The sequence below is a fragment of the Enterococcus sp. DIV0187 genome (genome assembly GCF_051713785.1).
GTDB lineage: Bacteria > Bacillota > Bacilli > Lactobacillales > Enterococcaceae > Enterococcus_A > Enterococcus_A avium.
In genome coordinates, this window is the sequence record NZ_JBIOQO010000001.1 from 2,606,930 (window position 1) to 2,624,939 (window position 18,010).

General features: G+C 41.1%; 15 protein-coding genes. 5 read left to right on the forward strand and 10 right to left on the reverse strand.

Annotation, left to right across the window (positions count from 1 at the left end; all coding sequences use genetic code 11):
* The first annotated feature begins 29 nt into the window (after positions 1-29).
* From IGI52_RS12740 to IGI52_RS12750, 3 genes are read left to right on the forward strand one after another with little or no spacing between them, the layout of a single operon-like run.
* Positions 30-683 (forward strand): L-ribulose-5-phosphate 4-epimerase, encoded by a 654-nt coding sequence (locus tag IGI52_RS12740; protein WP_049220551.1) that lies wholly within the window; start codon positions 30-32, stop codon positions 681-683.
* A gap of 38 nt (positions 684-721) precedes the next feature.
* Complete coding sequence (locus IGI52_RS12745) at positions 722-1,627, forward strand: transketolase (protein WP_049220549.1); 906 nt, start codon at positions 722-724, stop codon at positions 1,625-1,627.
* Positions 1,628-1,649: 22 nt separating this feature from the next.
* Complete coding sequence (locus IGI52_RS12750) at positions 1,650-2,639, forward strand: transketolase family protein (protein ID WP_049220546.1); 990 nt, start codon at positions 1,650-1,652, stop codon at positions 2,637-2,639.
* Positions 2,640-2,681: 42 nt separating this feature from the next.
* Here the strand turns inward: IGI52_RS12750 and IGI52_RS12755 are convergent, their stop codons facing one another.
* Positions 2,682-3,722 (reverse strand): 2-hydroxyacid dehydrogenase, encoded by a 1,041-nt coding sequence (locus IGI52_RS12755; protein WP_049220544.1) that lies wholly within the window; start codon positions 3,720-3,722, stop codon positions 2,682-2,684.
* Positions 3,723-3,748: 26 nt separating this feature from the next.
* Positions 3,749-4,387: an L-fuculose-phosphate aldolase gene (locus IGI52_RS12760; protein WP_204371494.1), complete on the reverse strand. Its 639-nt coding sequence runs from the start codon at positions 4,385-4,387 to the stop codon at positions 3,749-3,751.
* A 279-nt stretch (positions 4,388-4,666) separates the two neighbouring features.
* Here IGI52_RS12760 and IGI52_RS12765 point away from each other — a divergent pair, with 279 nt between their 5' ends.
* Complete coding sequence (locus IGI52_RS12765; RefSeq protein ID WP_438781541.1) at positions 4,667-5,686, forward strand: DUF4947 domain-containing protein; 1,020 nt, start codon at positions 4,667-4,669, stop codon at positions 5,684-5,686.
* Complete coding sequence (locus IGI52_RS12770) at positions 5,676-6,254, forward strand: hypothetical protein (RefSeq protein WP_049220539.1); 579 nt, start codon at positions 5,676-5,678, stop codon at positions 6,252-6,254. The genes IGI52_RS12765 and IGI52_RS12770 overlap by 11 nt, the downstream gene beginning before the upstream one ends.
* 61 nt (positions 6,255-6,315) lie before the next feature.
* Here IGI52_RS12770 and IGI52_RS12775 read toward each other — a convergent pair whose 3' ends face one another.
* The 8 genes from IGI52_RS12775 to IGI52_RS12810 all read right to left on the reverse strand — a co-directional run bounded on the left by IGI52_RS12775 (position 6,316) and on the right by IGI52_RS12810 (position 17,875).
* Positions 6,316-8,160: an ABC transporter ATP-binding protein gene (locus tag IGI52_RS12775; RefSeq protein WP_016179536.1), complete on the reverse strand. Its 1,845-nt coding sequence runs from the start codon at positions 8,158-8,160 to the stop codon at positions 6,316-6,318.
* Between the two features lie 15 nt (positions 8,161-8,175).
* Complete coding sequence (locus IGI52_RS12780; protein ID WP_049221822.1) at positions 8,176-10,557, reverse strand: ABC transporter ATP-binding protein; 2,382 nt, start codon at positions 10,555-10,557, stop codon at positions 8,176-8,178.
* The gene (locus tag IGI52_RS12785) at positions 10,557-11,003 is read right to left on the reverse strand and encodes a MarR family winged helix-turn-helix transcriptional regulator (protein WP_016179534.1); all 447 of its coding nucleotides are present in this window, start codon (positions 11,001-11,003) and stop codon (positions 10,557-10,559) included. The genes IGI52_RS12780 and IGI52_RS12785 overlap by 1 nt, the downstream gene beginning before the upstream one ends.
* Before the next feature lie 206 nt (positions 11,004-11,209).
* Entirely contained in the window at positions 11,210-13,033 is a 1,824-nt protein-coding gene (locus IGI52_RS12790) for an APC family permease (protein WP_049221823.1), read from the reverse strand.
* A 239-nt stretch (positions 13,034-13,272) separates the two neighbouring features.
* Positions 13,273-16,008 (reverse strand): YhgE/Pip domain-containing protein, encoded by a 2,736-nt coding sequence (locus tag IGI52_RS12795; protein ID WP_053089566.1) that lies wholly within the window; start codon positions 16,006-16,008, stop codon positions 13,273-13,275.
* 154 nt (positions 16,009-16,162) lie between these two features.
* Positions 16,163-16,480, reverse strand: a complete 318-nt coding sequence (locus IGI52_RS12800) for a hypothetical protein (RefSeq protein WP_102866061.1) — start codon at positions 16,478-16,480, stop codon at positions 16,163-16,165.
* Position 16,481: 1 nt separating this feature from the next.
* Positions 16,482-17,414 carry an NADP-dependent oxidoreductase gene (locus tag IGI52_RS12805; protein ID WP_049221827.1) on the reverse strand — a complete coding sequence of 311 codons (933 nt, stop codon included), beginning with the start codon at positions 17,412-17,414 and terminating at the stop codon, positions 16,482-16,484.
* A 2-nt stretch (positions 17,415-17,416) separates the two neighbouring features.
* A complete protein-coding gene (locus IGI52_RS12810; RefSeq protein WP_049221829.1) occupies positions 17,417-17,875 on the reverse strand; it encodes a GNAT family N-acetyltransferase in 459 nt (152 codons plus the stop codon).
* Positions 17,876-18,010: the final 135 nt, after the last annotated feature.

Sequence of the window (18,010 nt, forward strand, 5' to 3'; positions counted from 1 at the left end):
TGTAAAAAAACAACATTGGAGGTTATACTATGCTGGAACAATTAAAAGAAACGGTATGCAAGGATAATAAAGCGCTTCCTAAAAATGGGTTGGTTTTATGGACGAGCGGAAACGTCAGCGCAAAAGATCCCGAAACAGAATATGTGGTCATCAAACCCAGCGGCATTCATTTTGACGATTTAACACCAGAGAGCATGATTGTCGTAGATTTGAAGGGCAATGTCATTGAAGGTGATCTGACTCCTTCTGTCGATACAGAATCTCATTTATATGTCTACAACCATTGTCCTGAAGTATTAGGTATTACACATACACATTCTCCTTATGCGACAGCTTTTTCGATTGCCGGAGAATCACTACCTATATATACAACTACTTCTGCTGCCGTTTTTGGCAAAGAGATTCCGTTGTCAGAAATCGCTGCTGTCGGCGAGAAAGCCATTGGAGCCGAGATTGTTCGTTGTTACCAAGAAACCAATTGTCCCGCAATTCTACTGAAAAACCATGGTGTCTTTACTGTTGGAAAGTCTGCGATAAATTCACTAAAAAATGCGGTTATCCTAGAAGAAACGGCTCAAAGCGTCTATTACGCCAGAACTTTAAACACCTCACTCAAACCATTAGAAGATTCCTATACTGCCGAAGTATATGACTTCTACCAAAATAATTACGGACAAAAATAAAGGAATTAAATACATTAATACGAAAAAGGAGTTTTATCATGGCAAATCATTATACGGTCGCTGATGTAGAAAAAGCGGCAAAAAACATTCGCAAACATGTTCTAAAATTGACACTTGAAAGAAACGGCTGCTACCTCTCACAAGCTTGTTCATCAGCAGAGCTTTTCGCGACTCTTTACTTACGTGTATTGAACTTAAGCGAAAGCAAAGCACCTCGTTTACCTGGAAAATTTCCAGGTACACCGTCGAAGGACAATATGGATTACATTCAAGGGGCTGAATATCACGGATCATTAAAAGCACCTTATGATCGATTCTTTATCTCACCGGCACATTATGCAGCACCTGTATATGCAGCATTGATAGAAGCAGATCGTTTAGATGAAGCCGCATTAGAAATGTTCAATCGTGACGGCTATTCAATGGAAATGATTGGTGCAAATCACACACCCGGTTTTGAAAACGCTGCCGGAACACTAGACCAAGCAATCAGCGTTGCAGGCGGGACAGCTCATGCCCGGAAATTACGTGATGAAGAAGGCCGTGTCTTCGTTATGATGTCTGATGGCGAAATGGAAGAAGGACAATTGTGGGAAGCAATTCAAGCGGCGGTCTTCTATCAATTGGACAATTTGGTTTTAATCGTGGATATCAACGGACAACAAGTCGAAGGCGAAACAAAAAAAGTAATGAATATTGAACCTCTAGAGGATCGCTTCACTGCATTTGGCGCCAAGGCTATTTCGGTTAATGGACATGATATTGAAGCGATTGAAGAAGCTGCCAAACAGGGAGAAAAGAACAAGCCGTTAGTGATTCTTTGCTATACCGATCCAACGCAAGGGATTCCGTATTTAAACGAAAGAAGACCGATCCTGCATTTCGTTCGTTTAAAAGAAGGCGAAGAATTCGATAAATATACGAAATTCTATAACGAAATGTAAGAAAAAAGGAAGGAGTTTTACTATGAAAATCGAATCGGATGTACATTCAAAAAATATGATTAAATTCGCACAAGAAAATGAGGATGTGTTAGTCTTATCTGCTGACTTAGGTACCTCCTGTGAGGTCAAAGAGTTTCCAAAGGTCTTCCCTGAAAAATATTTATCAATGGGGATTGCGGAACAAAACATGTTAAGTTGGGCCGCTGGTTTAGCTCGTGAAGGCTTCCGCCCCTTCTTACACACATTTGCAGTCTTTCTTTATCGCAGACCGCTGGATCAACTAGAAATGTCGATTGCTTATCCGAACCTGCCCGTTTCCCTTTTAGGCTTCGTACCTGGGATCACTACTCCCGGCGGTGTTACTCACCAATCAATTGAAGATGTCGGTATCCTGCGAACGATCCCAAACATGACGATTTTTGACTGCGGTGATGCGACAGACGTTGAATCAGCATTGAATATTTGTAAAGAAGTCAATGGACCAATCTATGTCAGAATGCTGCGAGGCCAAATGCCGCGTCTCTTCTCACCTGACAAACCAACAGAGTTCAATAAGGGTCGTGTCATCTCAGAAGGCGATGATGTCGCTTTGTTCTCTAGCAGTATCTGTACCGAAGAAGCAATGCGGGCGACTCAGTGGCTTGAGAAAAAAGGTGTTTCAGTCCAACATGTTCATGTTACGACACTCAAACCTTTCACTGACCCATTAGTAGTTGATTCAATCAAGAAAGTAAAACACGGTGTTGTTACCATGGAAAATCATGTCACCATTGGCGGTTTAGGTACCGCAGTCGGCGAAGTAATGCTAGAGCATCAGCTGCATAAGCAATTAATCAAGGTTGGAATCAACGATGAATGGACACACGGCGCTTCGAAACCTTATTTGTTGAAAAAATACGGGTTAGATGCCGCTTCATTAATCCGAGCTGTTGAAAAAATCCTAGACAAAGACCTCGACTTCAATGAGGATGAGCTAGAAGAAATTCGTTTAGAAGACTACGATCGCGTATAAAACAAAAGAGTTCCTGAGAAAATCAATTCTCAGGAACTCTTTTTAAACGATGAATTCACTAACTCCAGTTTGAAGATAATCCTTTACCGTTTTCGCTAACAAAAGCGGTGATTTAGGAATCGCATCCACAGTATCCCCTGCGATATGCGAAGTAATGACCAAGTTATCCAGTCCGAGTAAAGGATCATCCGCCGCTATTGGCTCCTCCCACACAACATCAATAGCAGCTCCAGCAATTTTTCTCTTCTTCAAAACCTCAATAAAATCCGCTTTAACCAGAATACCAGGACGAGCAGTATTGATTAAATACGCACTAGGCTGCATAAGAGACAACAATTTCCCGTCGATCAAATTTTCTGTTTCAGGTGTTACCCGCATATGCAGAGAAACAATATCTGAATGCTTAAATAATGTCTCTAAAGAAACAAAGGTTAGATCAATTCCAGATGACCGTACGGCTTCTTGATCAACAAAGGGATCGTAGGCGATCACTTTTACTCCAAGATTGACAAGTCGTTGGGCCACCATTTTCCCAATATGCCCCAGTCCAACTAAACCAACTGTTTGACTAGCAAGCGTCGTTCGATAGGCATCATTCGGAAAATTTTTTGGCCACGCTCCCTGCATCACCGCCGCATGAGAAAGCGCAATATTTCTGGTCACTGAATAAATCATACCGATGGTATAGTCTGCAACCGGTTCGGCGTTCCGAATGACATGAATAACTGGAATTCCCATTTCCCGCGCTAACCCAATGTCAAGATGCTCTACCCCACCACGACAAGTTCCAATCAGTTTCAGATTCTGCGCATTTTTCAACAACTTACGAGAAACTGGAGCCACGTGAACGAAGAAATAATCGGCATCACTTATTTCTTCCAGAATCCCTTCAGGAATCGCTAGCGATTCAGAACCGTTTTGTTCAATCAATTTTAACTTTCGCTGAAATTCTTTCGGAGAATCTTCCGGATACCATTCTAAAGAAACCACCTCTACAGGCTCGGGCAGATTCATCATTTCAACCGCTTGTCTCCATGTGTCTACAGAAATAAATGTATCTCCGACAACAATTACTTTACTCATCGCTTCATCTCCTCGCTACACTTCTCTTATTGTCCATAACTAGGAAAACGCTCGTGTACTTCGGCCATGTCTGCATCGTCCAATATTACTGGATCTCCAAATAAAGAAGCACCCACATGTAAACCCGCTAAACGTTCGATCTCACTTGCTACCGAAAAAGCATCGTGCAAATTCGGACCGCATGTCAGCAGTCCATGATTCGCTAAAAAACAAGCATAACGATTCTCCATTGCTTCAAAGGCGTATTCTGCCAACTTCTCCGTCCCAAACGTCGCATATTTAGAGCAGCGAACATCACCGCCTCCTGCAATCGCTATCATATAATTAGTCGCTGGAAGAGGCTTGCGGCAAGTCGCAAGAATCGAACTAAATGTCGAATGTGCATGTACGACCGCACGAATCTCATCACCTCGCCGTTGATAATTAATCAAATGCATCTGCCATTCACTTGAAGGCTTCCTTGCTCCTTCAACAACCTTCCCTTCAAGATCCAGCACAACAATATCCTCTACTGTCATCTCGAAATAATCAATGCCACTAGGCGTGATTGCCATCAGCTGGCTTTCAGGGTCATACATGCTGATGTTTCCGCCAGTCCCTGCAGTCAATCCAGTCGAAATCAATTTTTTGCCATATTCTACCAGCTGTACCTTTTCTGTATCCATCATACGCGCTACTCCTTTTCGAAATTATGTTCATTTAATAGAAAATATTTTCTATAGTTAAAATATCATCTTCTTGTTGATTAGTCAACAAAGAGCAAAAGTTCATTTTACAGAAATATTTCTCTAACCAAATCTCTAGCTATACCAAAAATCTTTGCATCGTCTCTTTTCGCGTTACCTATCCCGTGGTATCATTTATGAACAGTTAGTGTTCTGGTAACATCGAAAACAAAGTTATCTGTCTGAGGGGCTTTGGATAAAATGAGAGGAGTGGTGAAAATGAAGGGCTTGGTCTGTAAATATTGCGGTGGAAATCAGTTCGAAAAAATAGAATCTGGTTATGAATGTAGCTATTATCACGCAGTCTACGAGCTTGATGCACCACCTCTAGAAAAAAGACAGCCGCGGAAAAAGCTGGCTTTCATTATAAGCATCACCTTGTTTCTTATTGTGGGTATTCTTTTTATTAGCAGTATTTTTAATCCCTTTTCATTGAAAGCAACTCCTTCAAAGAGCGGATCGAAGCTGACTACATTTAAGCCTGTCACCAACGCTAAAAGCTCGACAGATTCGACAACCTATTCACCTAGCCAATTGAATAATCCTGAGCGAAATGTGAGAATCGCCGAGCTTTCATTGAACCAAGAGGAGATTGATTTAGCACTTGTATCAGCGGAAGAATACGGCGGCGACGAGACGGAAGAGTTTAAAGAACGAGTATCAGCCGCACAAAAGCAACATGATACTCTTGAAAAAAATCGTCTAAGAACATCTCCAAACGAAGAGATGATCATCGAAAATCCTAATAGCGACTTCGCCATAACGACCTATTATCGAGAAGCTGGATTTCTAGCTGCTTACGGACCAGATTTCGATCAATACTCCAGCTCAGATATTTTACGGATTTGGGGGCAGCCAGATGAGATTGTTACAGATTCCGAGCAAATTCAAAAAAAGCTTGCTCTTAAGTTTGATGAACAAAATAATCCCATCAATTATGAAGCAAAGATGCTTAGAAAGCAGTGGCAGCAAGGAGAATTGACTTGGCGAGAGGTTCGTGCCTTCATCGCCATAAACACGGATAATACTTTTGGTGGATTCACCAAACTATTTGTTTATGAAAAACAGGGAAAACCCAACGTTTATTTTAAAAATGACCAGGTAGGATATGTTACCCCAATCGTGCGTTACATTTACTTTAACCGTCTACCAGAGCAATATTCTCGCGCTGGATTAGGTAAATATCCGGATGACTTCCCTGAAAATTACGGATCGGATGGACTCTATCATGAAAAGTAAAGAATGTATGAATTGCGGTAGCACACATTTCCATAAAGTTGAACAAGGTTGGAAATGTGATTATTGTGGAACGATTTATTTAAAACCACAAAAAAAGGATTTGTCACAAAAAGTGCGGCAACAAACTGCACTCCCGAAGAAATCTCCTAAAAATAAGGTGCTGGCACTGAGTTTCGCTATTTTACTCATCATTGGTTCTGTCATTTTTATGTTTTCTAATACCGTTTCCTATGAACCGATCGATACACAACCAGGAACCTCCAAACCAAAGGAGGCGTTTCCTGGAGAGTGGACATCAGAGATTTACGATAGTATAAAGGTCGCGACAGAGCATTACGATGCTGACAACGAAAAATACTCCTTTAAGGGCGGTGCCAGCTATGAAGAATTAGAAAAGCTAGTTGGCCCACCAGATAGAGTTACCAGCTGGGAAAGAGAAAAATATGGTATGCCTCCAAGATCGACAGCCACATGGGATCAAACTAAAGACGGCGAATATGCCAACGGCTCTGTCACAATCACTTATGATAAACAAACAAAGATGATCACAGACAAAAGTCGCTACTAGTAGACGATTTTTTAATAAAAAAGACCAATCATCCGAAATAAATGGATGATTGGTCTTTGCTTTATTCTGATAATTCTTCAAATTGTGAGTTGTACAACGCGGCATAAAGTCCGTTTTGAGCCAATAGTTCTTCATGGCTTCCTTGTTCTTTGATATCTCCGCCTTGCATATAAAGAATCTTATCGGCATCCTTGATCGTTGATAGACGGTGAGCGATAACAAATGACGTCCGCCCCTTCATCAGATTGTTCATCGCTTCTTGAATCAATCCTTCTGTCCGTGTATCAACAGATGATGTTGCCTCATCCAAGATCAAAATTGGCTTATCAGCTAAGATCGCACGCGCAATCGTCAGCAATTGCTTTTGCCCTTGAGAGATATTGGAAGATTCTTCGTTCAATTCCATGTCATAGCCACCAGGCAATGTCTTGATGAAGTGATCCACGTGAGCGGCTTTAGCTGCTGCGTAAACTTCTTCGTCGGTCGCATCTAAACGACCGTACCGCAAGTTGTCCATGATCGTCCCTTTGAACAACCACGTATCCTGCAAGACCATCCCAATGTTCTTACGCAAATCAGCACGATTGAAATCTTTGATATTGTGACCATCAATCTTAATCGCACCAGAGTTGACATCATAAAAACGCATCAATAATTTAACCATCGTGGTTTTACCTGCACCAGTTGGACCAACAATCGCAACTGTCTGACCAGGATCAACATGCGAAGTAAAATCTTGAATAACGATTTTATCAGATGTATAGCCAAATTGAACATGATCGAAATCGACCATTCCTTTTGCCTTATCAATTTGAACAGGATTTTCAGCCATTTGTTCTTCTTCATCTTCTGCTAAGAATTCAAAGACCCGTTCTGCCGCTGCTGCCATTGATTGCAGCATGTTTGATACTTGAGCTAGTTGTGCGATCGGCTGTGTCAGATTTCGTACATATTGAATAAACGCTTGAATATCCCCAACAGTGATCGTACCGTTATAAGCCATCACACCACCGGCAATCGCCACACCTACATATCCTAAGTTACCGACAAAGTTCATGATCGGCTGCATCAAACCAGAAAGAAATTGAGATTTCCATGCTGATTTGAAGAGAATATCATTTTGTTCTTTGAATTCTTTCAATGAGTTTTCTTCCTCGTTGAATAAGCGTACGATGGTGTATCCACCGATTGTTTCTTCAACTTTACCATTGATCACACCAAGATATTCTTGTTGCGTTTTGAAATACTTTTGCGAATTCTTCACGACAACCATGATCAATAGAAGTGAGATCGGCACGATCAAGATCGCGATACCGGTCATCTTCACTGAGATTGAAAGCATCATCACGATAACTCCGATTATGGTAAATGTTGAAGTAATTAATTGAGTCAAACTTTGGTTCAATGATTGTCCTAAAGTATCCACGTCATTAGTGATTCGTGATAAAACCTCACCAGTCGTCCGACTTTCAAAATAATTCATTGGCATGCGGTTGATTTTTTCAGAAATCTCTTTCCGCATCCGATAAGTAATCTTTTGCGAAATCGTCGACATGATCCAGCCTTGGATGATCCCAAATAAGGAAGCAACTACATAAAGACCTAACATGAAGAGCAGGATACCACCGATTTTATCAAAGTTGATATCGCCAGTTCCCTGATATTTCTTGATCAGACCGTTAAATAATTCTGTGATCGCCTTTGACAGGATCTTTGGTCCCCAAATATTGAAGATCGTTGAAGCTGCCGCAAAGATCATTACAAAGAAAACGGCGATTTTATAAGCGCCAAGATACGAAACCAATTTTTTGATCGTACCTTTGAAATCTTTCGCTTTTTCAACTGGCGCACTCATCCCTCGACCAGGTCCGCCACCACGAGGGCGATTTTGTTTTTGTTCTGCCATTCTTTTCGCTCCTCCTTAATCCGCTTCTTCTATGCCTAGTTCAGCATTACTTAATTGTGACTGAGCTATTTCTTGATAGACAGCTGATGATTCCATCAATTCTTCATGACGACCTTGGGCTACTACACGGCCTTCATCTAATACGATAATGTTGTCCGCATGCAAGATCGTAGAAATTTTTTGCGCTACGATAATTTGAGTTGCATCCTTGATATTCTCAGCTAATGCTTTACGCAAAGCAACATCCGTCTTGTTATCAAGAGCTGAGAAGGAATCATCAAAGATCAATATTTTCGGATTCTTAGCCAGTGCCCGAGCGATTGATAACCGTTGCTTTTGTCCACCAGAAACATTCGTTCCACCTTGGGAAATTGTCCGATCAAATCCTTTTTCATTCGAGTTGATAAATTCATCTGCTTGTGCAATCTCAGCAGCTCGTTTCATTTGTTCATCTGAAATATCAGCATCACCAAATTTGATATTTGAAGCAATGTCACCAGAGAACAGCACACCTTTTTGTGGTACAAATCCCATAATCTCATGTAATTTATGCATGCTCATTTCACGAATATCGATACCGTCAATCGTGATACGTCCGCCAGTTACGTCAAAGAGACGCGGAATCAAATTGACGATCGTTGACTTTCCTGAACCTGTCGAACCGATCAAAGCAGTTGTTTCACCCGGTTTAGCAGTGAAATTAATATGATGCAAGACATCTGCATCAGCATCGCCATAACGGAATTGAACACCTTCAAATTTCACTTCACCTTTGAAGTCATGGTCGTCTTTTGGATATTCTGGATCTTTAATCGTAGGTTCCGTGTTCAACACTTCATCTACACGTCCAGCTGCAACATTGGCACGAGGTAAAATGATTGATACCATTGACAACATCATGAAGGCCATAACAATTTGCATTGTATAAGTAATGAAGGCCATCATATCCCCAACTTGTAATTGACCATTGTCCATATTGTGTCCACCAACCCACACAATCAAGACTGAAATACCATTCATCAACAGCATCATAATGGGCATCATCAATGACATCGCACGGTTAACGAACATTTGCGTCTTCATCAAGTTCGTATTAGCAACATCGAAACGCTCTTCCTCATATTTTTCACGTGAGAACGCACGAATAACTGGTAACCCAGTGATAATTTCACGAGAAACTAAGTTTACACGGTCGACTAAGTTTTGTAGGGCCTTAAATTTAGGCATTGTGGTCAGCAATAAGGTTAGGACTAAAACTAAAACAGCTGCTACAGCCACACCTACGATCCAGCCCATACCAGTGCCGGTCTTGTATACTCTGTAAACACCACCGATACCTAAGATCGGTGCGTATAAAACGATTCGCATGATCATAACGATACCCATTTGAATTTGTTGAATATCGTTGGTATTTCGTGTAATCAATGAAGCAGGTGAGAATTTCTCCATTTCGTTATTTGAAAATTCCAATGTTCGCTCGTATTGTCCAACACGCAGGTTTTTACCAACAGTCGCAGCAATTAATGAAGCAATTAAACCAACAATGATTGCCGCAACAGCAGATACTAAAGTCAAACCAAGCATTTTCGCTCCAGTCTTGATCATATAGTCCGTCTGGATTTTTCCTGTATTCACATCTAACGCTTTGTATTCCGCCAAAGTCAGTTGAATCCCTACCGTTTTCAATGAGTCTTCACCAACATCGCCTAGGCTTTCCTTAGTAGCTTTACGTGCAGCTTCAACTTTTGCTGGCATCGCGTCATTTTTGGCTTTGATAGAATCGCCAAGTTTTTGAGCTTCTTCTCCTTTTGCTTGCGCTTCAGCAGCTAATCTCTGAGCTTCCGCACCTTTTGCAGCGGCAGTTGCACCGTCTGTAGCCGCAGCAGCTTCTTTACCAGCTGATTGAGCTTGCTCACCAAGGGTTTTCGCCTCTTGCCCCAAAGCCTGTGCCTGAGCAGCATCCTTTGAGATAGCTGTATAATCATTGATAACTTCTTTTGCTTCTTTCGCATTGCTTGAATCCTTTGAACGAGTGGAAGCAATCATCATCATCGGTAAATTAAAGATATCTGCTAACTTATCTTTTGTCATACCCTCTTGAAGATCTAATTTATAAATATCAACCTTCTTGCCATCAATCGTTTGGGTGGCTTCTTTATAATTTTCCTTGATTGTTTGCTTCTCTTTATCGGTCATAAATATCTCGATTCCTTGAAGCGTTGATTTTCTAATTTTTTCTGGCGTTGACTGTTCAAGTCCTCCTTGTTGAATACCGATATCAACGATATCTGACGTTAAACTTGGTAAGCTCAAATCACTAGATGCCTGCACGATTAAAAGCATGAACACAGCAATAATTGCGTACCAGTATTTACCAAGATATTTAAAAATCTTCACTATTGATCACTTTCCCCTTCCATGGTTAATTTTTGAGAGTACTTGACAAATTTGGCAGTCAATTCAAGATATTTTTTAGTGTCCTCTTCTCCCATCAGCTCAAATACTCGAATGATTTTATTCCGCATTTCCAGCTTTTCAGCCTTAGCCACTTTTTTCCCGTTCTCTGTTAAACTGACGTTGATTCGTCGTCGATCATTAGGATCCATTGTGCGACTTATCAGCCCGCGTTTTTCCAAGTTTCCCAGTACAGCAGCAATCCGAGCAGTGGATAGATTTAAGGTATCAGCCAAATGTTTTGGATTCGTAGGTTCACCTAATCGATCGAGTACTTTAATGACGATATTAGCACCCTTACTGCTCTTCTCAATCCTGCTAAACGCACCATGGCGATTCTGAAACATCAGTTGCACTAGTTCACGTTCTGCATCTTCTGCGTATGTCATCATACTCCCCCTTCTTTCAAAAAATAACTTTCGTCTCATTAATACCTAATAGTGTTAGTAATTAATGCTGTTTGATATTACCTCTAATAAGAACTAAAATCAACCCTTTTTGCTCAAAAAAAAAGATGAATACGTTTTATCCTTTCTATTTTTTGAACTTTTTTAAAATAAACAAGAGTGTACCTAATATCGGCACACTCTTGAAATTATTTCTTCAAATGATAGTTGTACGTACTAATGATAATATCGTCGCGATAGGACAGCCGGAAACGCAAACGCAACGCTGTTTGATTATGCAACGAACGTTTCCAGGTTCTGTTTGGAACAAACTCTGGAATCAAAACAGTTGTCGTATAATTATGTTCCTTCGCATTTTTACTTACTCGGTCAACATAGCGACTGACTGGATTCACAATTGATCGATACGGTGAGCGAACAACTGAGAAGCGAACATCTGGGAACTTCTCACGAAACTCATGGCGAATCTCGCGCTCTTTCTCTTCATTTTCCTCCAATGAAACGTGCATCGCAATCACGTAATCACCAATCGAACGAGCATAATTAATCGCACCAATATTGACCTGCGTCACATTCCCTACAAGTACGATCACTGTATTGCCTGCATACTCATGTAATTCCACATCATCAACCAAACGTAATTGTTCCGCCACATTTTTATAATGCTCATGTACTTTATAGAAGGCATAGATCAGGATTGGCATAATAATGAAGAAAGGCCAAATATCCGGCAAACGATAAACAAATAAAATCAAGACGATCGCAAAGGAAATCAAAGCACCAATCATATTCGCAATCGATTTTCTAAACCAATGTTGGCCTTCTTTGCGCCATTTCAGAACCATCCCAGTTTGCGATAAGGTAAACGGAATGAATACTCCGACTGAATACAAGGGAATTAAGCGCTCCGTTGAACCTTGAAAAATTAATAACAAGATGATTGACCCTAATGCTAACGTAATGATTCCGTTTGAGTAGCCTAGGCGATCCCCGCGATCTTGGTAGCGATGCGGGAGAAATTTATCCTTCGCTAAATTGTAGGCCAAAACAGGAAATGCTGAGAAACCCGTATTGGCTGCCACAGCTAAAATTAGGGCTGTAACAAATTGCAATACATAATACATGATCCCCTTGCCAAAAACAGCTTCACCCACTTGGGATAAGACTGTCACTTCAGCAGTAGGAACAATGCCAAACCAATAGTTCAAAAATGTGATGCCAGTAAAGAAGAAGCCTAGGATCAAGCCCATCATGGCCAATGTCCCTGCTGCATTTTTGGCACGCGGTTTTTTAAAGAATGGCACCGCATTACTAATCGCTTCCACACCAGTTAATGAAGAGGAACCTGAAGAGAAAGCTCGTAGCAATAACGCCACCGAGATTCCTGGAACAATTGCTCCGACTTGAGCGGTGGAATGAAGCGGTGCTGCTCCGGAAACAATTTTTACTAATCCCACTAGGATCAACACCGTTATCACCGCAATAAAGCTGTAGACGGGTACCATCAGTAACCCCGCACTCTCACGTAAACCACGCAAATTCATCAGCATCAATAATAAAACAATAATGACAGAAATCAGGACGCGATGATGATACAAAGCAGGAATCGCAGAGGCGATAGCTTCAGCACCAGCTGAAACAGATACAGCAACAGTTAACATATAATCCACCAGAAGCGAGCCCCCAGCAATCAAGCCGGCATTCTTCCCCAAATTCTCACTACTAACGACATAAGCGCCTCCACCATGAGGATAAGCATGAATAATTTGACGATAAGATAAAATCAATGAAGCCAATAAAATTAATACTACAAATGCAATTGGTAATGAATACCAAATCGCTGCTGCTGACAAGGTTACCAAAACGACGACGATCTGTTCTGTCCCATACGCAACAGAAGATAACGCATCTGATGAAAGCATCGCTAAAGCTGCGAAACGTGATAAGTTTTGATCATCATTTTCAGACGACTTCAATGGTCGACCAACCAGCAAGCGTTTAAGATAATCCATTAGACTCACTCCTTGTTCCAAATAATGTACTCATTTACTTTACAGAAAAATATGTTTGTTTTTACGCCGCAAATTATTATTTCTATCAATAAAAGTCTTCTAAAAAAAAGCAAACAAGCGAAATATTACTCGTCCTTAATCTAAAAGTCAATGTTTTTTTCAATGACTTTTCATACATTTAGTAAAACACGAAAACAGGTAAAACAACAGCAATACGCTGTTGTCTTACCTGTTGTTTTTTAGTGGAATATTTTACTTTCATGAGCCACTTTTGTCAACTTCGTCAAATGTGGCTGCAAGAGTGGATATGCCCACGTACCTAATGTACCGAATACCACAAACAAAACAATCATGATTATGATATCGCCTGACGCATTTGGCCAATAGATTCCGCCAGCACTCTCACGCAATAAATTGACAGCATGGGTGAATGGCAGCCATGGATTGACCGCTTGAAAGAACTTCCCGGATACTTGGATCGGATAGTTTCCGCCCCCGCCGGAAATGGAGAGCACGAGAATAATAATCGCAATTCCTTTCCCGACTGTTCCAAAGAGCGCAACCAACACGTACACAATCATCATGAAGGCTAGAGCAACTAAAACAGCAAAGAGGACACTATACACTGGATTCTTCACATAAACGCCTAACAAAAACATATTTCCTAATGTAACAATCAGGGCCTGTCCGACACTTACAACTAAATAAGTTAACATCCGAGCACCAAATTGTTCACGTTTCGTGTATTTGCCGCGATCTTTTTTGTCTAAGAAAAACTCAGTGGTAGTAACACTAGAGAATAGTACCGCACCGACCCACAAACACAAAGCCGTGTAGAATGGTGTACTAGCTGAACCGTTATTGGCGATTGGGTACATTGTATTCGTCTGTAAATCTACCGGAGTCGTGAAGAAGTCACTTTCCTTTTGGGCATCCAGCTTCAATAATTTCAAGACCTGACCGAAGTCAATCGTCTGATCGCCTTGTTGGATAGCATTTGCTGCTTTTTGAATCCCTGCTCGCAAGGTTGGATAATCATTTTTGATCAGATCCGTTGCAAGATTCAACGCCCGTTCAACCTCTGGCATTTTATCATTTGCCAGCTTCAAGCTGCTAGTCAAATCTTTTTTCACACCAGGCCAGTCATTTTGCATAAAGTTTGCGGCCAAACCTAATTTTTGTTCTACTATAGGGAGTTCATTGTTGTAGAGGTCTGCACCTGTATTTATTCCATTGACAATATCATTCATATGACCGTTCAATAGAACGTTCGCATCATGAACTTCTTGACCAATCGCCGGCATTTGCTTTTGATATTTTTCTAAAAAGGCAATCGCATTGCTGACGGTGCCTTCCGTCGAATTCAATAATGACGCAAAATCAATTTGCTGAGCTTGATTCAAGACACCTTGCGCTGTAGTAATTGTATTGATTAGCTTATCAAGGATCGTGCTGACTGTTTGACCGATTTGTTCAGCGTTGATGCTGTTTACCACATTCGCTACGTTTACAGCAGCACTATTGATCTCGTTTAAATAGTCTTTTGCTTGATCTGTAGTACCGTTTTGAACTATATCATTTAGATGTCCAAAACGAGTGCTTATATCACCAATAGCATTTTTTAGATTATCTAATCGACTCATAATGGTTGCCAAATTTTGACTGACTTCAGTATTACCATTATCATCAGCAGTCTTCTTCAAATCAGCTAAGAACTGGTTAAGTTTGTCGATAGCTGTTTGCTGCTCTGATAAATTATTTTGGAAGTCGTTAATGATCGAAGCAATATGAGCCTTTTCATCTGGCGTTAACTCTTCTTTATCTAACAGGGCAGATAAATCACTTGTAATTGCTTGAGTAGTTGTAGCCACCTGTCCAATCGCCTGCAACGTCACTTGCACACTGCTGGAAATACTTGGTACAGCTGATTTCAATTGTTCTGCACCATTTTTGGTCGTTGTAGCAAAGTCATCTGCTTGATTCCCCAACTTTTGAATATCCGGTAAAATCGTTTGAACTTGATGAATGATATTCAAGCCTTGTTTTGCTTCGTTAATCCCATCATTCATGGTTTTTTCAATTTCAGCAAAATCATTATCAACTTGTGCCAACTGATTTCCAGCTTGTTGGATTTCTGGAATTTTCTGTTGCAACGTTAAGATGACACTGGCTTGTCGTTTGATTTCAGGCATTTTTTGATTCAAGACGATCAATTTCTGTCCTAGCTCATCGACTTGCGGTACATAGGTTTCGATTTCGTTCGCCTTCGCTAATTTTTCTTTCAGCTCCGGCAGTTTACCTTGCACTTCGACAACTTCTTGCGTGTACTTGTCAATCTCGCCTAAATTGTCGTTGGTCGTCAAAATTAAATTTTTGACCTTGTTAATACTAACGAGGTTCGCATCAATGTCGTAGCCGATCTCGTTAAAAACCTTCAGCAAGGTTGAACTAGCTGTCTTAATGAATTCTTGGCTGATCTCTGTTTGTATTGAACCGGCACCTTTATCAGTGATTTTGGGCGCGATCGCATTGATTTTCTGGTTCAAATAATATTCGATTTTCGGTTTTTGAATATCTCCAGAAGTGAAACTCAATAAATCCTTTGAAAATTCTTTTGGTAAGTAGATTCCTGCGTAGTATTTACCTGACTTAACACCCTCGACAACTTGTTTCTTCGAGTCAACGAAACGCCAGCCGAGCTGTTTATTCTCGTGCAGGTTCTTGATAACCTCGTCCCCGATTTCGACGTCCTTGTCTTGGAATTTTGCTCCGGTATCGGCACTGTAGACCGCAATCGGCAATTCCCCAGTGTTAGAATAAGGATCCCACAAAGCTTTGATATTAAACCAAGCGTAAAGAGATGGGATGACGACTAATGCAGCCATCAGAAAAATGGCGATCGGATTTTTGAAAATACGACGCCAATCTAATATGAACAGACTCCATGTGTGTTTAAGAGATTGAATAACTTTCATTGATTTCACCTACTATTTTTTCTCGCTGAACTAATGTAGCATGGAATTTCGGCTAATTTCAATTCTAGTTAGTCTCTGAAATCACCTTTTTTGACATTCCTTACAATTTGTCATAATTGTATCCCTTTTCAACTAGGAATTGCTAAAGAAATGCTTAAATACTAAGTTTCTTGATCCTGATAAAGCGATTTAAAAGCTGATCTGTCAGTTCCTCGATCGTAGTGGCATCTTCTTTTTCTGATAGGTTCAAAATTGGGGACGTCTCTGTATCTCGCAATCGAATTGGTCGAACCTGATTTCCTTCTTGCCGCAATGTAATCTCGGGATGCGGATTTTTATCACCACAAGGTCCAGCCACCAAATATGCCAATTGATAGCCACCATCAACTTCTCTCAAACGGTAATACCCATCTGCTAAATCCTCTGTTCCATCGAAATTTGCTTTTACTAATAACCACTTCTGCTGATCCATACTAATCCACCTTTTTTATAATAATTTTGCCAGCTGATGGATGCCCCTCCAGCTTTTCATGAGCAGAAACAACACTTGCTAAGGCAAACGGCAGCACTTCTATAATTTTCAACTGGATTTTATCAGACAGCTCTGTGAATACTGTTAATGCCTCGTGGTCAGAATACTCTTTAGATGGTCCAAAAGCTAAATAATTCCCAATTTTCTTTTGTTCACTAGGCAGCTCATTCAATGCCACGAAATTACCGCCGGTTTTCATGATTTTCATGCCTGCTTCACCTGCTCGTCCGCCTTTTGTTGCATCGATCACCGTATCGGCCCGATCTGCAAAAACTTCTCCGGCATCCGTATCATCATAGGCAGCGAAATCGTCAGCACCTAAACTGCGGACCATCGCTTCATTTCGTTTAGAGGCAGAAGTGAGGACCGTCTTTCCCTGCTCCTTTAAAAATTGAACCAGCAATGACCCCACAGCACCAGAAGCCCCCTGCACCATCACCGTCTCACCAATTTTGTCACCCAATAAATGAGTCACTAAGTTATAAGCAGTCAACCAAGGAGTTACAGCGCCTGCCGCAACTTCCCAGGACATAGAATTTGGCTTTTTCACGACCTTTCCCCCAGGCACAACCACTTCTTCACCATAGGTGCCTCCGACTGCATGAACGATTACTTCATCGCCAACTTTAATATGACTGACTTCACCGCCAACCTCAGTTACAACCCCCGCACCATCATTTCCTAAAACGTAAGGAAACTTCAACGTCCGAAAATCACGCATAGCTCCTTGTCTCAGCGCCACATCATATGGGTTAATTGCGAAAGCCGCTAATTCCACTCGAACATGCGTTTCATCCATCGGACGCGATTGTGCCTCGATTTCGATCAATACCTCTTTTGCTTTTCCATAATCCTTCATTGCAAAACGTTTCATCTCTATACATCCTCTCTAATAAAAATCATTGGTTGAAAACGAATCCCTGAGACCGTCTCCTCCTCACCGTTAAGTTGAAAGCCTAACCGCTTATAAGCTGGCACTGCATAAGGGGAAGAATTTACGGTCAATTGTTTCGGCGAAAGTTCTGTCAGCATCGCTTGATACATTTTCTTGGCGATTCCTTGACAATGATAGGCTTCGTCAACAAAGAGCAACGCCACATGCTTACCCGAACGAATCGCTAGAACCCCGACAAGCTGCTGATCGATCTTTGTACCCCAAAGCTGTAGCTGTTCGATTACGATTTCCTTTTCCAGCTCCTCGTCCAAGTACGTCATAAAATGTGCCACACCTTCATCAGAATACTCTGGAGCCTCAAACCTCATGAATACTTTTTTAATCAATTCCTTGACCTCCGATAAATCGGATACATCCAATCGCAAAACCGTCATGGACATAGCAGCACTTCCTTTCTCGAAATCTTTAGTTCATTGTAACGATTATCTTTCAATTGTTCCAACTAAATCATTTCAAGTATTTCTTTTCTAGGGACAAAGAGGCCCCCAATAAAAAAGACGTATCTCGCTTTATGC